This is a genomic window from Peribacillus sp. NPDC058002, assembly GCF_042886655.1.
GTDB classification, from domain to species: Bacteria; Bacillota; Bacilli; order Bacillales; family DSM-1321; genus Peribacillus; species Peribacillus aracenensis.
The window spans coordinates 21379-37603 of sequence record NZ_JBHVQU010000029.1; the positions used below are offsets into that span (position 1 = coordinate 21379).

Below are 16225 nucleotides of genomic sequence, written 5' to 3' on the forward strand. Positions count from 1 at the left end.
TGGATTCCATTGACAATACAGTGGTTCCCTGGCCATATGGCCAAAGCAAGACGGGAAGTAACAGAGAAATTAAAACTGATCGACATCATCTTTGAACTTGTGGATGCCCGGATTCCGGCATCTTCACGAAATCCGATGATCGATGAAATCATTCAGCATAAACCGCGGGTTATCCTTTTGAATAAAGCGGATATGGCCGATCCGGTAAAAACCAATATGTGGCTTGAGCATTATAAATCGCAGGGGAAAACGGCGATTGCCATTAATTCGCAGGCAGGAAACGGTTTAAACCAGATTACGGCTGCTGCCAAAAAACTTTTAAAAGAGAAGTATGAGCGGATGGAATCTAGAGGAATAAAGCCGAGAGCGATCCGTGCCATGATAGTCGGCATTCCGAACGTTGGGAAATCGACACTAATCAATCGACTTGCCAAAAAGAACATTGCCAAAACAGGGAATACTCCTGGCGTCACGAAAGCGCAGCAATGGATAAAAGTTGGTAAGGAACTGGAATTGCTGGATACGCCGGGGATTCTCTGGCCGAAATTCGAGGATCAAGAAGTTGGTTTGAAGCTTGCATTGACAGGGGCGATCAAGGATACGATTTTAAACTTGCACGAAGTCTCTTTATACGGTCTTCGCTTTTTGGAAAAAGAATATCCGGACCGAATGAAATCCCGTTATAACCTGGATGTAATTCCGCAGGAAACGCTCGAATTGTTCGATGCGGTCGGAAAGTTCAGGGGCTGTTTGGCATCTGGGGGCTTCATCGATTATGATAAAACCGCGGAGTTGGTCGTACGTGAAATCCGTTCAGAAAAGATGGGCCCGCTTACGTTCGAGGTCCCATTGGATTATGAAGAGGTTGATATTCCCGATTAACTTGAAGTGATACGGAGCTGGAGCTGGATGTCGAAAAGGTATTTCTTTTTGATGTCTCTTTTCCGCTCCGTATTTTTGTCTGAACTGAAGAAAGGAAGCAAGACTGCCGATAATTAATATGATGGGTGATAAAAGATGATAACTGCAATGAGCATTAAGGAAATCTCCTCAAAATTAATGACAATAAGAGAACCCGAAGATCCTTTTTTACAAGAATGCCGGGAGGATGGAAGAAAGGGAGTAACCGACTTAGCAGGCAAATGGCAAAGAACCTATGAAAAAGAACAAAAGGTAAGGGATGCTTTCACGGAAATGACAGAGTTTGAACGGCAATTGCGAAAACAGGGGTTTTCCATTTTGGCTGGTATCGATGAAGTAGGAAGAGGACCGCTTGCAGGACCAGTTGTGACGAGTGCAGTCATCTTGCCTGAATCTTTTTATTTGCCAGGTCTTAATGATTCTAAAAAAATTCCAGAGTCAAAAAGGGAACGGTTTTATGAGATGATTTTTAAGGAAGCACTATCCATAGGTGTGGGTGTTGTACATAGCGAAGTTATTGATGAAATCAATATATATCAAGCCACGAAAAAGGCAATGGTGGCCGCAGTGAACGATTTGTCAGAACTTCCTGATCATTTGTTGATCGATGCGATGGAACTGGATGTGCCGATTCCGCAGCTTTCACTCATAAAGGGGGACGCACGAAGCGTTAGCATCTCTGCGGCCTCCATAATAGCGAAAGTGACCCGTGATGGGATGATGAAGGAATATGGTGAAAAATATCCGGAATATTGGTTCGAAAAGCACATGGGATACGGGACGAGCCAACATTTAGAAGCACTCCGCACGCACGGGCTTACACCTTGGCATAGAAGAAGTTTTGCACCAGTTAAGGAAATCGCTGCAAGAACGAAGAGCTAAGGGGGGATGAGGGTGCAATCCATAACAAGCGGGCAACCCGTTTCTTCACCCATTGAAGTAAAAGGATCTGTGAGTTTGAAAAATGGACAAATCCTTATCGGGAAGGTGAATAAGGTTTTTCCTGACCAAACGGCCGAAGTACAGATTGGCCATCAAAAAATGATTGCCAATCTCGAAATCCCGCTACGGGCAGGAGAAAGGTACTGGTTTCAAGTGAAGCACCTAATAGAGGGGAGGATCGTGTTAAAAGCTTTAGATTCCCCCGATATGAGTGTTTCCGGCTTAAAGGGAAAGGCTGCACAATTGATCGCTCATCTTGGCATGACGCCTGAACCGGCCGCTTCGAAGCTTGCCGAATACCTCTTGGCAAATAGACTTCCGATAACAAAGGAAACCTTTCAGTCCGCTTTACAATGGTTAAAAGCTGCTGATACTGCAGAAGCTGGTCTGCCTGTAATAAAATCGATGTACATTCAGCAACTGCCATTTGTAAAAGATGTATTTGATGCATTATTTACGCAGTCCAAAGGTGAACCTTTCCACAAACTACTCAGTGCCTTCAAGCAACAGCTGCAAGATCTCGGAGCAGTAACGAGGACTGCCGTCAAGCTTAGGGATGTATTGGACTCTTTACATGTTGTTAAACAGAACCAGCTTCAACAAAATGGTTTGCAAAACCTAGTGACCACTTGGCTGAATCCCGATTCAACGCCAGAAATGAAATCTGGTGCATTTTCCCTGCTTCAAAAGACGGGTTTAATTCCAAAGGGAATTACAGAAGCTGTCTTTCTGGAAAACTTAATGGATGGAGCTGAGGCAAGGTCCGGTATGGCCAAGAATTCAGTGATTGATAAATTACACCAAGGATTACAGTTGCTTTCCGGGACAAAAAGCGGTGCATTTGTAAAAGTTGAAGAGGCCGAAACGACCATTGATCGCATATTTACCGGTCATGATCATAAGGGGGCAAACCTGCCAGCCGATCTTCACTCGATCCAGAGAAAAAACATTTCTGCAGAAAAACTTTCCCCTCTTGTCTTTCATTTACTACAGAGTGCTTTTACCGAAGCAACAGCTAAAAAGGCAATTGGCGGAAAAATAGAAGTGAATGACCTTATAGGCTACTTGAATACGGATACAGAGCAAATAGAGGAGTCGAAGGGTAAGGTGGCTGAATTACTGTTTCAGTCGCTTAATAAGCTTTCTGAGGCCAAATACGTTAGGGATAATGAGAGGCTTGTCCTTTCACATGTACTGGAAGCTGAGTTTCAAACAATCGATTTCACCAGCGGGCCTTCCGTTGCAAACCAACTAAAAGAAATGACCAAGGTCCTTGGCTTTCAGCTGGAACATGCACTCCTTAATCTTTCTGGAGATGATACGAAGGAGATCCCGAATGATTTAGAGACACTTAAACCGCTGCTGCTTAAATTGCTGAATGAGCAAATTCCGGCATCTATCAAGGAGATGGCAGAACAAATCCTGAATCGGATTACTGCGCAACAGATCCTTTCACAGGAAAATGGGCCGATCCAGAATTTGCTCCTGACACTTCCACTCAATTTGGGATCGATTCAAACTGACCTAACTTTACAATGGAGCGGAAGGAAAACAAAAGATGGCAAAATAGACCCGGATTACTGCAGAGTCCTATTTTATTTAGAATTGGAACGTCTTAAAGAAACGGTCATCGACATGCAGGTTCAAAACCGTATCATAAAAGTGACGGTCATCAATGGGCATGGTGCGGCCCTTGAAGAGGAAGCCGATCAATATCTTGACATCCTAAGAGAGAATCTCGGAAAAATGGATTACAGATTATCAGGGGTTTCATTTGTAAAACCCGTGAATGAAAAAGAGCGGGACCTAGAGGTGAAACCGATTCTTTTTTCGGAAGCCGGTTCATATAGCGGATTGGATATTCGAATATGATAAATGATCAACGAAAAGAAGCCATTGCCTTAAAGTATGATCAAAGAAGGTCCAAAGCGCCCGTCATATTGGCGAAGGGGAAAGGTAAAACTGCTGAAAATATTCTGAAAACGGCCATGGAACTGAATATACCCGTCCAGAGGGACGAATCGCTTGCTGCACTTTTAGGTCAATTGGATATAAATCAAACGATTCCGGAAGAATTATATGGAGCAGTTGCAGAGGTATTTGCATTCATTTATAAAGTTGACAAGGACATGAATCGGTAGGATCCTAGTTATCTGTGATTTCACCAAATGGAGTTATGTTGGTTTATGTAGAATATTAGGGAAATCACTATTGTATTTTCATTATATTAAAAAAATACTAAACTATTTACAAAAGGACAAGGCAATGGCTTTGTCCTTTTGCTTTTATTTAGGGTCAGGCAAGGATAACCGTGGATTCTCATGAAAAGAACTCTGATTCAATATGTTGAAAAGGCTTTCATAGTAGCATTTTCTCTAGATTTTAACTGTAACGACAATAGAATTTAAGAGCAAAAATAAATGATTTTAACAAGAAAAAATCTACGGAAAAGAAGGTTTTTTCCATTTTACAAAGGGGAATAGAAGTATATCATAATAATATTTTAAAAATTTCGAGAAAGAAAATTATGCACGAAGGAGAATTTTGTTGTAATATGGTAGAGAAAACACGCATTAAATTTCGAGGTTGTTTTTTAGTAGATAAGGAGGATGGGAAATGAATATCCATGAGTATCAGGGGAAAGAGATATTGCGACAATACGGGGTATCCGTTCCAAATGGCCGGGTTGCATTTACTGTTGATGAAGCAGTGGAAGCAGCGAAGGAGTTAGGTACGGAAGTTGTTGTCGTAAAAGCTCAAATTCATGCGGGCGGCCGCGGGAAAGCCGGCGGAGTCAAGGTAGCGAAGAATCTTGATGAAGCTCGTACATATGCAGAAGAGATTCTTGGCAAAACGTTGGTGACCCATCAAACAGGACCTGCAGGCAAGGAAGTTAAGCGTTTACTTATAGAAGAGGGCTGCGACATAACGAAAGAGTATTATATCGGGCTGGTCCTTGACCGTGCTACGAATAGTGTCGTGTTGATGGCTTCTGAAGAAGGCGGAACGGAAATTGAGGAAGTGGCCGAAAAGACGCCAGAGAAAATTTTCAAAGAAGTAATCGATCCGGTTGTCGGCCTGACTGGCTTCCAAGCACGGAGGATTGCATTCAATATAAATATTCCGGCCTCACTTATAAATAAAGCTTCCAAGCTGATGGTTAACTTATATACTGCTTTCGTTGAAAAAGATTGCTCAATCGCAGAAATCAACCCATTAGTGGTTACGGGCGACGGAAATGTAATGGCACTTGATGCTAAATTGAATTTTGATGATAATGCGATTTACCGCCAAAAGGACATCGCGGAATTCCGTGATTTGGATGAAGAGGATGCAAAAGAGATTGAAGCATCAAAGCATGGCCTTAGTTACATATCGCTTGACGGAAATATCGGATGCATGGTTAATGGTGCCGGGCTTGCTATGGCTACGATGGACATCATTAAACACTATATGGGAGATCCGGCTAACTTCCTGGACGTTGGTGGCGGCGCCACTGAGGAAAAAGTGAAAGAGGCTTTCAAAATCATCCTTTCCGATAAAAATGTTAAAGGCATTTTCGTTAATATCTTCGGAGGAATCATGAAATGTGACATCATCGCAACAGGCGTCGTGGCTGCTGCTAAAGAGCTTGGCTTGGATGTCCCTCTTGTTGTTCGTCTTGAAGGAACGAATGTGGACCTTGGCAAAAAGATTCTAAAAGAGTCAGGTTTAAATATTACGGCTGCTGAATCAATGGCTGATGGAGCACAAAAAATAGTATCACTTGTAGGATAATAGGCAGGGGGGAACATAATGAGCGTTTATATTAATAAAGATACGAAAGTGATCGTTCAGGGAATCACTGGTGCAACAGCATTATTTCATACAAAACAAATGTTGGAATACGGCACGAAAATCGTTGGAGGAGTCACTCCGGGTAAAGGTGGAACAGAAGCGGAAGGGGTACCTGTATTCAATACAGTTTCCGAAGCTGTCACCGAAACCGGTGCGAATGCTTCCGTTATCTATGTACCGGCGCCATTTGCTGCCGATGCAATTCTGGAAGCTGTAGACGCAGAACTTGACCTTGTCATTTGTATCACGGAACATATTCCTGTCCTGGATATGGTCAAGGTTAAGCGGTACATGGAAGGCAAAAAAACTCGCTTGATCGGACCGAACTGCCCAGGTGTCATTACTCCTGAAGAGTGTAAGATTGGTATCATGCCAGGATATATACACAAAAAAGGCCATGTAGGTGTAGTTTCACGTTCAGGAACTTTAACGTACGAAGCCGTTCACCAATTATCGCAAGCAGGCATCGGTCAATCTTCGGCTGTCGGTATCGGTGGGGATCCAGTTAATGGAACGGATTTCATTGACGTATTGAAGGCATTCAATGAAGATCCGGAAACACATGCTGTGATCATGATCGGGGAAATCGGCGGAACGGCAGAAGAAGAAGCAGCAATCTGGGTGAAGGAAAATATGACTAAGCCAGTTGTTGGTTTCATTGGTGGCCGTACGGCTCCTGCCGGTAAACGCATGGGACATGCCGGAGCCATTATCTCAGGAGGAAAAGGAACAGCTGACGAGAAAATCCGCGTTATGAACGAATGTGGAATTAAAGTTGCCGAAACTCCATCCGTAATGGGTGAAACATTGATTTCCGTCTTGAAAGAAAAAGAGATTTACGAACCTTGTAAAACACATTAATTTAAGCTGGGCCGACCTTTTTTTGGGGTCGGTCTTATTTTCCTCCATTTTCCTCGGGAGATACCGAGTACATCACCATCAACCTACCTTTAAAAATATCCGGTTAGGGGCGTTTCAAATTGAATAAAAAACAAAAGTTAATCCATCTCCATCATTGCCGCGGGGCAGGATGGAAATCAATCCAAACAATCATGTCAAAAGACCCGTCATTATCTTCCCTATTCACGACGGATTACGTTGAATGGGCAAAAATGCTCCCTATCCCTTCAAATAAGCTCAACCTCTTTCTCAAAGATTTACATTCACTCAATACCATCGATAAACTTAAAAATTACGAAGATAGCCAAATCCATTGTTTGACGATCTTCGATGATGAATATCCTTTTTTGCTGAAGCAAATATTCGATCCTCCGTGGGTTCTTTATTATAAAGGTGATAAGAAGCTTTTAACAAGGAAGAATACGCTAGGTGTTGTTGGAACACGTAAGCCAACCTCGTATGGTCTGGAGGCCTTAAAATCGATTCTATTACCGCTAGTAAAGAAAAAGTTCGTGATCATAAGCGGGGTGGCGGCTGGAATCGATGCAGAGTCACATAAGATCACATTAAGGGAAGGCGGAGATACGATTGGGGTTTTAGGAGGAGGGCTTATGCAAATATATCCGAAATCCAATGTTACCCTTGCTGAAGAAATCGTCAATAAAGGCCTGCTTATATCTGAGACTCCACCGGAAGTGAAGGCGGAACCTTGGATGTTTCCGCTTAGGAATCGAATCATCAGTGGATTATCACAGGGAGTATTCGTGGTCGAGGCAAAAGAAAGGAGCGGTTCCCTCATTACGGCACAAGCTGCTTTGGAACATGGCAGGGAGGTGTTTGCACTTCCTGGAAATGTTACAAGCCTTGAATCACTGGGGACCAATCAATTGATTTCCGATGGTGCCAAACTTGTTTTGAGTTCCAGGCAGATCGAGGAAGAGTTTTGAACAATATAATATAGAAGATAGACGGAGAATCATACAGGAGAATAGAAAAAAAGTGCTTTTTTAGATGGATGGGTTGAATTATTAGACAAAAAGGTTGAAAATATTGTAAAACTGTTATAAGTTTTGCAAATGGCACCTCTTGTCAAAATACCTATTAATAAATGAATCAGCATGCTTTGAAAAGTAAAGAGGTGTTGACAAATGATTTTTGAATGATTAATAATAGTGAAGATTTATATTACCTCTTTGAGGAGGATTTATTGGATGTCAGAATACTTAGTGATTGTGGAATCGCCCGCAAAGGCGAAAACAATAGAACGTTACTTGGGAAAAAAATATAAAGTAAAGGCTTCCATGGGGCATGTTCGAGATTTGCCTAAAAGTCAAATGGGTGTCGATGTTGAACATGAATATGAGCCTAAATATATAACTATCCGCGGCAAAGGCCCGGTTTTAAAAGAATTGAAAACCGCTGCGAAAAAAGCGAAAAAAATCTATCTCGCGGCTGACCCCGACAGGGAAGGGGAAGCCATTGCATGGCATTTGGCTCACAGTCTTGATGTTGATGTTAACTCTGATTGCCGTGTGGTATTCAACGAGATCACGAAAGAGGCCATCAAAGAATCATTTAAATCGCCGAGACCAATAAATATGAAATTGGTTGATGCCCAGCAGGCAAGAAGGGTTTTGGATCGTTTAGTCGGATACAATATAAGCCCGCTTTTGTGGAAAAAGGTGAAAAAAGGCTTAAGTGCTGGACGGGTCCAATCGGTTGCTGTACGGATGATCATTGACCGGGAGAAGGAAATCAAAGATTTCATCCCGGAAGAGTATTGGACAATCAAGGCTGATTTTGTAAAAGGAAAAGAACAGTTTGAAGGTTCCTTCTTCAGCCTTGGCGGCGAGAAGAAGGAATTAAATACCGAAGAGGACGTCAAAACAGTGCTCGCTTCTTTAAATGGCGGCGAATTTACGATAGGAGCCGTGGCTAAAAAGGAAAGAAGGCGCAATCCAGCTGCCCCTTTTACAACTTCTTCCCTGCAACAGGAAGCGGCACGTAAATTGAATTTCCGTGCAAAGAAAACCATGATGCTTGCTCAGCAGCTTTATGAAGGAATCGAGCTTGGCAAGGAAGGTACAGTCGGGTTAATCACTTATATGAGAACCGATTCAACCCGGATTTCCGATGTTGCGAAAGAGGAAGTCCATACCTTCATCCAAAATAATTATGGTAAAGATTATGTTCAGGCTGAACAGCGCAAAGAGAAAAAACAAACTAATGCCCAGGACGCCCATGAAGCAGTCAGGCCAACAAGCACATTACGTGAACCGGGTATAGTCAAGGAGTTCTTATCCAGAGATCAATTCCGTCTTTATAAATTGATATGGGAACGATTCGTTTCTAGTCAAATGTCTTCGGCAGTCATGGATACGATGAGCATCGACCTGCATAACGGGGATGTCATCTTCAGGGCAAATGGTTCAAAAATAAAATTTCCGGGTTTCATGAAGGTATATGTTGAAGGGTCCGATGACTCGGTAGAAGAAAAGGAAAATGCACTTCCGGATGTAAAAAAAGGAGATCAATTCTTTTCAAAAGATATCGAGCCGAAGCAGCATTTCACACAGCCTCCGCCCCGATATACTGAAGCACGTCTTGTCAAAACCCTAGAGGAACTGGGAATAGGCCGTCCTTCTACATATGCTCCTACCTTGGATACGATTCAAAAACGGGGCTATGTTACCTTGGATAATAAACGGTTCATCCCAACAGAGCTTGGTGAGATCGTTCTTGAATTGATACGCGAATTCTTCCCGGATATTCTTGATGCAGAGTTCACTGCCAAAATGGAACAGGAATTCGACAGCGTCGAGGAAGGCAGTATCGAATGGATAAAGGTCATTGATGAATTTTATAAAGAGTTTGCAATTCATCTGGCCAAAGCTGAGGTCGAGATGGAGAAAATTGAAATTAAAGATGAACCTGCCGGTGAAGATTGCGTGGAATGCGGACATGGAATGGTCTTTAAGATGGGGCGTTATGGAAAGTTCATGGCATGCAGCAATTTCCCGGATTGCCGTAACACAAAGCCAATCGTTAAAGAAATCGGTGTCAAATGCCCAAAATGTAAAGAAGGAAACATCATTGAAAGGAAAAGTAAAAAACGCCGCATATTTTACGGGTGTGATACCTATCCTGGATGTGACTTCATATCATGGGATAAACCGCTTCCGCGGAGTTGTCCAAAATGTGAAGGTACACTTGTTGAAAAGAAACTCAAAAAAGGCGTCCAGGTCCAGTGCATGGATTGTGATTTCAAGGAAATGCCCCAAGCATAGAATAGACCGTGAAATCGTTTACTTTCCCTGTGAGCTATCGAAAAAACCTAGATATAAATTGACTCGGCATCTGCCGGGTTTCTTTATGTTCAGGAAAGTATGATATCATGATAATATGTGAATTCGGTTCCAAGAAGAAAATGGATAAAGCTTGAAACTTTTTTATTTAGGCCATGTGATGTAAAATTCAGTGGACAAGTACATTCTTTTAAAGATATAATTCCTATTTGTGTCCGTTACCCTTTATGGATTGCAGGAAGAATGCCGGCTTGAGGCATATGCTTTAAAATTATCATTAGCAGGAATGAGTATTTCGGGTATAAATACATAGATATCGTTAAAAATGAAACGTTAATAAAAGCAGTTTTAATGATAAATGCTCCTGTCTTATCATATCTATACATGGAGGTTCGAAAAATGAAAGAAACAAAAGTAAGTGTAATCGGTGCTGGGCTTGCTGGAAGTGAAGCGGCGTGGCAGTTAGCTAAAAGAGGAATTAAAGTCGATCTATATGAAATGCGCCCTGTAAAACAAACGCCAGCCCATCATACCGATAAATTCGCTGAACTTGTTTGTTCCAATTCACTTCGGGCAAATACTTTAACAAATGCAGTTGGTGTTTTAAAAGAAGAAATGCGTATTCTGGATTCGGTCATCATGTCGGCAGCAGATGCTTGTGCTGTACCGGCTGGCGGCGCTTTAGCTGTTGATCGACATGAATTTGCCGGTCTTGTTACGGAAAGGGTTAAAAATCATCCAAATGTGACGGTCATTAATGAAGAAGTGACGGAAATTCCGGAAGGTCCTACCGTCATTGCTACCGGTCCGCTTACAAGTCAGTCACTATCTGACAGCTTAAAGCAAATCATGGATGAAGAATACTTGTACTTCTATGATGCCGCCGCACCAATTCTTGAAAAAGACAGCATAAACATGGATAAAGTATATTTGAAATCCCGTTATGACAAAGGGGAAGCAGCTTATTTGAACTGTCCGATGACAGAAGAAGAGTTTGACCGCTTTTATGAAGCATTGATCGCTGCAGAAACAGTACCACTTAAAGAATTCGAAAAGGAAATCTTTTTTGAAGGCTGCATGCCAATTGAAGTGATGGCATCACGTGGGAAGAAAACGATGTTATTTGGTCCATTGAAGCCAGTTGGCTTAGAAGATCCAAAAACGGGAAAACGTCCTTTTGCTGTAGTTCAATTGCGTCAAGATGATGCGGCAGGAACACTTTACAATATTGTTGGTTTTCAGACACATTTGAAATGGGGGCCGCAAAAAGAAGTATTGCAGCTCATACCTGGATTGGAAAATGCGGAAATTGTGCGTTATGGAGTCATGCATCGAAACACATTCATAAACTCACCTAATGTATTGAAACCAACGTATCAATTCAAGAATCGGGATGATTTATTCTTTGCCGGTCAAATGACTGGTGTCGAAGGGTATGTAGAATCTGCTGCATCAGGACTTGTTGCAGGTATCAATGCTGCAAGGATCGTCCAAGGATTGGAGCCTATCATATTCCCTGCGGAGACGACGATGGGAAGCATGGCAAGGTACATAACTTCGACGAATGGTAAGAGCTTCCAACCGATGAATGCCAACTTTGGATTGCTTCCAGACCTAGAAGTGAGAATCAAATCAAAAAAAGAGCGGAACGAAACGCATGCTAAACGCGCTTTGGACACAATTCAGAACTTTGTGAAAAATTTGTAAAATATTTGCCTGCTGTTTTAAAGTATGATACTATTTATTAGCCTTTGCGAGGTGTTTCCATGATTAATCAAAAAAAGGCATTATCATCCTTCATCGAATATTTACAGATTGAAAAAAACAGTTCACAATACACCATTGAAAATTATAAACGTGATATTCACGAATTTTTTCTGTTCCTTAATGAACAGGGCATTGAGGATATCACGTCCGTTGAATATTTGGATGTCCGGTTATATTTGACGAATTTATATGAGAAAAACCTTTCTAAGCGCACTGTAGCAAGAAAAACTTCTTGCTTGCGGAGCCTTTATAGATTTTTACTACGTGAAGGTGATGTGAAGGATAACCCTTTTTCTTTGGCTTCTTTACCTAAAAAGGATCAAAGACTGCCACGTTTTCTTTATGAGAAGGAAATGAATCAGTTGTTTTCTACTTTAAAGAAAGATTCACCGATAGGAATAAGGAACAATGCCTTACTGGAATTATTGTATGCTACAGGAATTCGTGTAAGTGAATGTTGTGAGATTAAACTGCAGGATATCGACCTTTCCTTAGGAACGGTACTGATCCATGGAAAAGGAAAAAAGGATCGCTACGTTCCGGTTGGCAGTTATGCACAGGAAGCGATAGATTTATACATACGTACAGCCAGGATGGAATTGACTTCGTCTGACGCCAAGGCGCATGTTTATTTATTTGTTAATTTTCGTGGAGACCCTCTGACACCTAGGGGAGTTCGCTATATATTGAATGAATTGATTAAAAAGTCAGCCGCAGATGGAAGTCTTCATCCCCATATGCTAAGGCATTCGTTTGCTACACACCTATTGAATAATGGGGCGGACATTCGCACAGTTCAGGAATTGCTTGGTCATTCTAAAATTTCATCAACGCAAGTGTATACGCATGTTACAAAAGACCAATTGAAAAAAGTCTACAATGCATCACATCCGCGGCCTTAAATGTTGAAAGGGGACACTTTATGACAACGATATTTGCAGTGCATCATAAAGGTGAATGTGCCATGTCCGGTGATGGGCAGGTTACTTTAGGAAATTCAGTAGTGATGAAGCATACGGCGAGGAAAGTAAGGAAAATCTTTAATGGTAATGTCCTTGCAGGTTTTGCAGGTTCTGTTGCAGATGCATTCACCTTATTTGAGATGTTCGAAGCTAAACTTGAAGAGTATAATGGCAATCTTCAGCGCGCTGCCGTCGAAATGGCAAAGCAATGGAGAAGTGACAATGTATTGAGAAAACTGGAAGCCATGCTGGTCGTAATGGATAAGAATCATTTACTGCTCGTTTCTGGCACCGGGGAAGTAATTGAACCGGATGACGGGATTCTCGCCATAGGATCGGGTGGGAATTATGCCCTGGCTGCCGGCAGGGCATTAATGCGGTTTTCCAGTGACCATTTATCGGCAAAGGAAATCGCTCAATCATCTTTACAAATTGCAGCGGAAATTTGTGTATTTACGAATACGAATATAATCGTGGAAGAGTTGTAAGGAGGAGCGCAAATGTCAAAAAAAGCTAATTTAACACCGAGGCAAATCGTTGAAAAACTGGATCAGTATATCGTAGGGCAGCGTGAGGCAAAACGGGCAGTGGCAGTGGCTCTTCGGAATCGCTACCGACGTTCCCTTCTCTCGGATCAACTTCGTGATGAAGTCGTTCCGAAGAATATATTAATGATTGGACCGACAGGCGTTGGGAAAACAGAAATAGCTCGGAGAATGGCTAAATTGGTAGGTGCTCCTTTTGTAAAAGTTGAAGCAACGAAATTTACGGAAGTCGGGTATGTCGGCAGGGATGTTGAGTCGATGGTTCGTGATTTGGTGGAGACTTCCGTCCGCCTCGTGAAGGAAGAAAAGATGGCCAGCGTAAAGGAGCGGGCAGAAGAAAATGCAAATCGCCGCTTAATAGAACTTTTAGTGCCATCAACAAAAAAACAGAGTAATTTCAAGAATCCTCTTGAAGTCTTTTTTGGAGGCAATAACAATCAAGACGAACAGGATCCGGAAGAAAATTCCGAAGATTTAAGTTTGCAGGAAAAAAGAAAAATCGTCGCTGAAAAGCTGGCTAATGGTGAGTTGGAAAGTGAAATGATAACGGTCGAAGTGGAAGAACAGACTGCTTCGATGTTTGATATGCTCCAAGGTTCGGGAATGGAACAAATGGGGATGAATATGCAGGACGCTTTAGGAAGCTTGATGCCGAAAAAAAGCAAGAAGCGAAAATTGAAAGTAAGTGAAGCAAGAACCGTTTTAACAAATGAAGAAGCGGCTAAATTGATTGATATGGATGAAGTCACTTCCGATGCATTATACGGGGCTGAGCAAAATGGGATTATTTTCATCGATGAAATAGACAAAATTGCCAGTAAGCAATCAGGAAGTTCATCAGCGGATGTCTCAAGAGAGGGTGTCCAAAGGGATATCCTGCCAATCGTTGAAGGTTCGACAGTAGTGACTAAATATGGTTCAGTTAAAACGGATCATGTCTTATTCATTGCTGCAGGGGCCTTTCACATGGCTAAGCCATCCGACCTTATCCCTGAATTACAAGGTAGATTCCCAATTCGTGTAGAATTGAACAAACTGACTGTAGACGACTTTGTACGGATTCTTCATGAACCGGATAATGCCTTGTTAAAACAATATGTTGCTTTATTAGAAACTGAAGGTATAGAAATTGAATTTTCTGACGATGCTGTTCGTAAGATAGCTGAAGTGGCCTTCGAAGTAAATCAAAACACAGACAATATTGGTGCAAGAAGACTTCATACCATTTTGGAACGGTTGCTTGAAGACTTATCTTTTGAAGCTCCGGAAATAACGATGGAGAAGATTACAATTACACCCCAATATGTCGAAGGTAAGCTTGGTTCTATCGCCCGGAACAAAGATTTAAGCCAGTTTATCCTTTAATTTAAGAAACAATCTTGGCAATGATTTGCCTATGCAATAAACATAAAATTACGGAAATACAACTTCATAGTTATTGTGAACCATGGTATTTTTAGGAGGAACAAATCAAATGAACTTATTAGCAAAAACAAGAAAAATCAATGCAATGCTACAAAAAGCAGCAGGTAAAGCAGTTAACTTCAAGGAAATGGCTGAAAGTTTAAGTGAAGTTATCGAAGCGAATGTATTCGTCGTCAGCCGCCGCGGGAAATTACTTGGCATCGCGGTAAGTCAGCAAATTGAAAACGAACGCATGTACAAAATGTTGGAAGATAAACAATTCCCTGAAGAGTACACAAAAAACCTCTTCAATATTCCTGAAACCTCTTCGAATCTTGATATCGAAAGCGAATATACTGCTTTCCCAGTCGAAAACAAAGAGCTTTTCGCAACTGGATTAACAACGATCGTACCGATTATGGGCGGGGGAGAACGTTTAGGAACATTGGTCCTTGCTCGATTACAAGAAAAATTTCATGATGATGATTTAATTTTGGCTGAATATGGTGCGACTGTAGTCGGCATGGAAATCCTGCGTGAAAAATCAGAAGAGATAGAAGAAGAAGCTCGTAGTAAAGCTGTCGTTCAAATGGCAATTTCCTCGTTATCTTACAGCGAATTGGAAGCGATTGAGCACATTTTTGAGGAGCTTAAAGGTAATGAAGGTCTGCTTGTAGCATCCAAAATTGCAGACCGTGTCGGCATCACCCGTTCCGTTATCGTAAATGCCCTACGGAAACTGGAAAGTGCCGGAGTCATTGAATCCCGCTCACTAGGAATGAAAGGTACTTATATCAAAGTATTGAACGATAAATTCCTTCTTGAATTAGAAAAGCTTAAAAATAATTAACATAAAAAAAAGGCAGTCCTTTAAAATGGGCTGCCTTTAGAAATTCCTTTTAATTTTTCTCCTAAAGTTATTTGGACCTTGCCATTTCCAATTGGCCATCTTCTTTAAATTTATGGCAGCGAAAGTAAGCATCGCCGGCATCGACAATTTTTTATGTCTAAAGTAGTCCAACGTAACCATGCATTTTTCTTTAGCATCTGCGAATACACGCCCAATCGTTTCTTTACGTTTCGCTTATAAAGGTTTTACATCTTGATGATGACGCAGTTGATCTGCTTCTTCCACATTTTTTGCTAGAAATGCCGTGTCGTTTTGGATAGTCTTTGCTTTCTGTACTAAAATGCGTATTTGACAATTTATCATGGAAACCATAGCCTTAGAACCAATGGTAAGCCATATTTGTTTCAACTTCTTCAATTGTTTTTACGCATTGAACGAAAACCGAAGGTATATTGAATGAAAGTTAATTCGACCAATATAACTGTATCAATACTTGGGCGTCCTATCTCTGGAGTACATATCTTTCACTAACTCATAAATGAAAGTGAAGTCAATGGCAGCCTCAATTTTACGAACCAAATGGTTCGCAGGCACTAGTTGATCTAAAGTAACATTTCAAGTTGATCACGTTAAATAGAATCATATTTAGAAAGCATCCTCTTCACCTCGAGTTTTATTAATTCTATTTTTAAAACAATAAAGGCTTTAGGGAAAAGGGTTCTATCTATAACAAAGTTGATTGGAACGGAAGGTACGAGACTCCTGCTTAGAAAAGTGAGTCCAGGGGAGACC

Annotated in this window: 13 protein-coding genes and 1 pseudogene; 13 read left to right on the plus strand and 1 reads right to left on the minus strand. The window is 41.5% G+C overall.

The genetic code is table 11. The features are described 5' to 3' along the window. Window positions 1-9: 9 nt before the first annotated feature. From ylqF to codY, 13 genes are all read left to right on the plus strand, one after another. Window positions 10-882, plus strand: a complete 873-nt coding sequence (gene ylqF / locus ACFVSH_RS08395; protein WP_076366559.1) for a ribosome biogenesis GTPase YlqF — start codon at window positions 10-12, stop codon at window positions 880-882. Window positions 883-1020: 138 nt separating this feature from the next. After that, window positions 1021-1803: a ribonuclease HII gene (locus ACFVSH_RS08400; RefSeq protein WP_387705544.1), complete on the plus strand. Its 783-nt coding sequence runs from the start codon at window positions 1021-1023 to the stop codon at window positions 1801-1803. Between the two features lie 12 nt (window positions 1804-1815). Continuing rightward, entirely contained in the window at window positions 1816-3735 is a 1920-nt protein-coding gene (locus tag ACFVSH_RS08405) for a hypothetical protein (RefSeq protein ID WP_387705542.1), read from the plus strand. Further along, window positions 3732-4004 carry an EscU/YscU/HrcU family type III secretion system export apparatus switch protein gene (locus ACFVSH_RS08410; RefSeq protein ID WP_387599854.1) on the plus strand — a complete coding sequence of 91 codons (273 nt, stop codon included), beginning with the start codon at window positions 3732-3734 and terminating at the stop codon, window positions 4002-4004. The genes ACFVSH_RS08405 and ACFVSH_RS08410 overlap by 4 nt, the downstream gene beginning before the upstream one ends. Before the next feature lie 475 nt (window positions 4005-4479). Further along, window positions 4480-5640 (plus strand): ADP-forming succinate--CoA ligase subunit beta, encoded by a 1161-nt coding sequence (gene sucC / locus ACFVSH_RS08415; protein ID WP_076366553.1) that lies wholly within the window; start codon window positions 4480-4482, stop codon window positions 5638-5640. 18 nt (window positions 5641-5658) lie between these two features. Next, complete coding sequence (gene sucD / locus ACFVSH_RS08420; RefSeq protein ID WP_192204013.1) at window positions 5659-6561, plus strand: succinate--CoA ligase subunit alpha; 903 nt, start codon at window positions 5659-5661, stop codon at window positions 6559-6561. A gap of 119 nt (window positions 6562-6680) precedes the next feature. After that, a complete protein-coding gene (gene dprA, locus ACFVSH_RS08425) occupies window positions 6681-7547 on the plus strand; it encodes a DNA-processing protein DprA (RefSeq protein WP_387599859.1) in 867 nt (288 codons plus the stop codon). A gap of 264 nt (window positions 7548-7811) precedes the next feature. Then, window positions 7812-9887, plus strand: a complete 2076-nt coding sequence (topA, locus tag ACFVSH_RS08430; protein ID WP_387599861.1) for a type I DNA topoisomerase — start codon at window positions 7812-7814, stop codon at window positions 9885-9887. Window positions 9888-10304: 417 nt separating this feature from the next. Then, a complete protein-coding gene (gene trmFO / locus ACFVSH_RS08435) occupies window positions 10305-11612 on the plus strand; it encodes an FADH(2)-oxidizing methylenetetrahydrofolate--tRNA-(uracil(54)-C(5))-methyltransferase TrmFO (RefSeq protein WP_063231875.1) in 1308 nt (435 codons plus the stop codon). A gap of 59 nt (window positions 11613-11671) precedes the next feature. Then, window positions 11672-12574: a tyrosine recombinase XerC gene (xerC, locus tag ACFVSH_RS08440; protein ID WP_192204015.1), complete on the plus strand. Its 903-nt coding sequence runs from the start codon at window positions 11672-11674 to the stop codon at window positions 12572-12574. A 20-nt stretch (window positions 12575-12594) separates the two neighbouring features. Continuing rightward, window positions 12595-13122 (plus strand): HslVU peptidase proteolytic subunit, encoded by a 528-nt coding sequence (gene hslV, locus ACFVSH_RS08445; RefSeq protein ID WP_048684874.1) that lies wholly within the window; start codon window positions 12595-12597, stop codon window positions 13120-13122. A 12-nt stretch (window positions 13123-13134) separates the two neighbouring features. Further along, complete coding sequence (gene hslU, locus ACFVSH_RS08450; protein WP_387599865.1) at window positions 13135-14544, plus strand: ATP-dependent protease ATPase subunit HslU; 1410 nt, start codon at window positions 13135-13137, stop codon at window positions 14542-14544. Window positions 14545-14653: 109 nt separating this feature from the next. Beyond that, window positions 14654-15433, plus strand: coding sequence for a GTP-sensing pleiotropic transcriptional regulator CodY (codY, locus tag ACFVSH_RS08455; RefSeq protein ID WP_057278408.1), 780 nt, complete (start codon window positions 14654-14656; stop codon window positions 15431-15433). Between the two features lie 307 nt (window positions 15434-15740). Here codY and ACFVSH_RS08460 read toward each other — a convergent pair. Then, window positions 15741-16027, minus strand: a pseudogene (locus tag ACFVSH_RS08460) (transposase); the annotation flags it as partial. Between the last annotated feature and the right edge of the window lie 198 nt (window positions 16028-16225).

What these genes read in the sequence shown, in the direction of transcription:
- hslV (WP_048684874.1), top strand. Translation starts at nt 12,595, where the DNA reads ATGACAACGATATTTGCAGTGCATCATAAAGGTGAATGTGCCATGTCC.
- ACFVSH_RS08410 (WP_387599854.1), top strand. Translation starts at nt 3,732, where the DNA reads ATGATAAATGATCAACGAAAAGAAGCCATTGCCTTAAAGTATGATCAA.
- codY (WP_057278408.1), top strand. Translation starts at nt 14,654, where the DNA reads ATGAACTTATTAGCAAAAACAAGAAAAATCAATGCAATGCTACAAAAA.
- hslU (WP_387599865.1), top strand. Translation starts at nt 13,135, where the DNA reads ATGTCAAAAAAAGCTAATTTAACACCGAGGCAAATCGTTGAAAAACTG.
- trmFO (WP_063231875.1), top strand. Translation starts at nt 10,305, where the DNA reads ATGAAAGAAACAAAAGTAAGTGTAATCGGTGCTGGGCTTGCTGGAAGT.
- sucD (WP_192204013.1), top strand. Translation starts at nt 5,659, where the DNA reads ATGAGCGTTTATATTAATAAAGATACGAAAGTGATCGTTCAGGGAATC.
- sucC (WP_076366553.1), top strand. Translation starts at nt 4,480, where the DNA reads ATGAATATCCATGAGTATCAGGGGAAAGAGATATTGCGACAATACGGG.
- topA (WP_387599861.1), top strand. Translation starts at nt 7,812, where the DNA reads ATGTCAGAATACTTAGTGATTGTGGAATCGCCCGCAAAGGCGAAAACA.
- xerC (WP_192204015.1), top strand. Translation starts at nt 11,672, where the DNA reads ATGATTAATCAAAAAAAGGCATTATCATCCTTCATCGAATATTTACAG.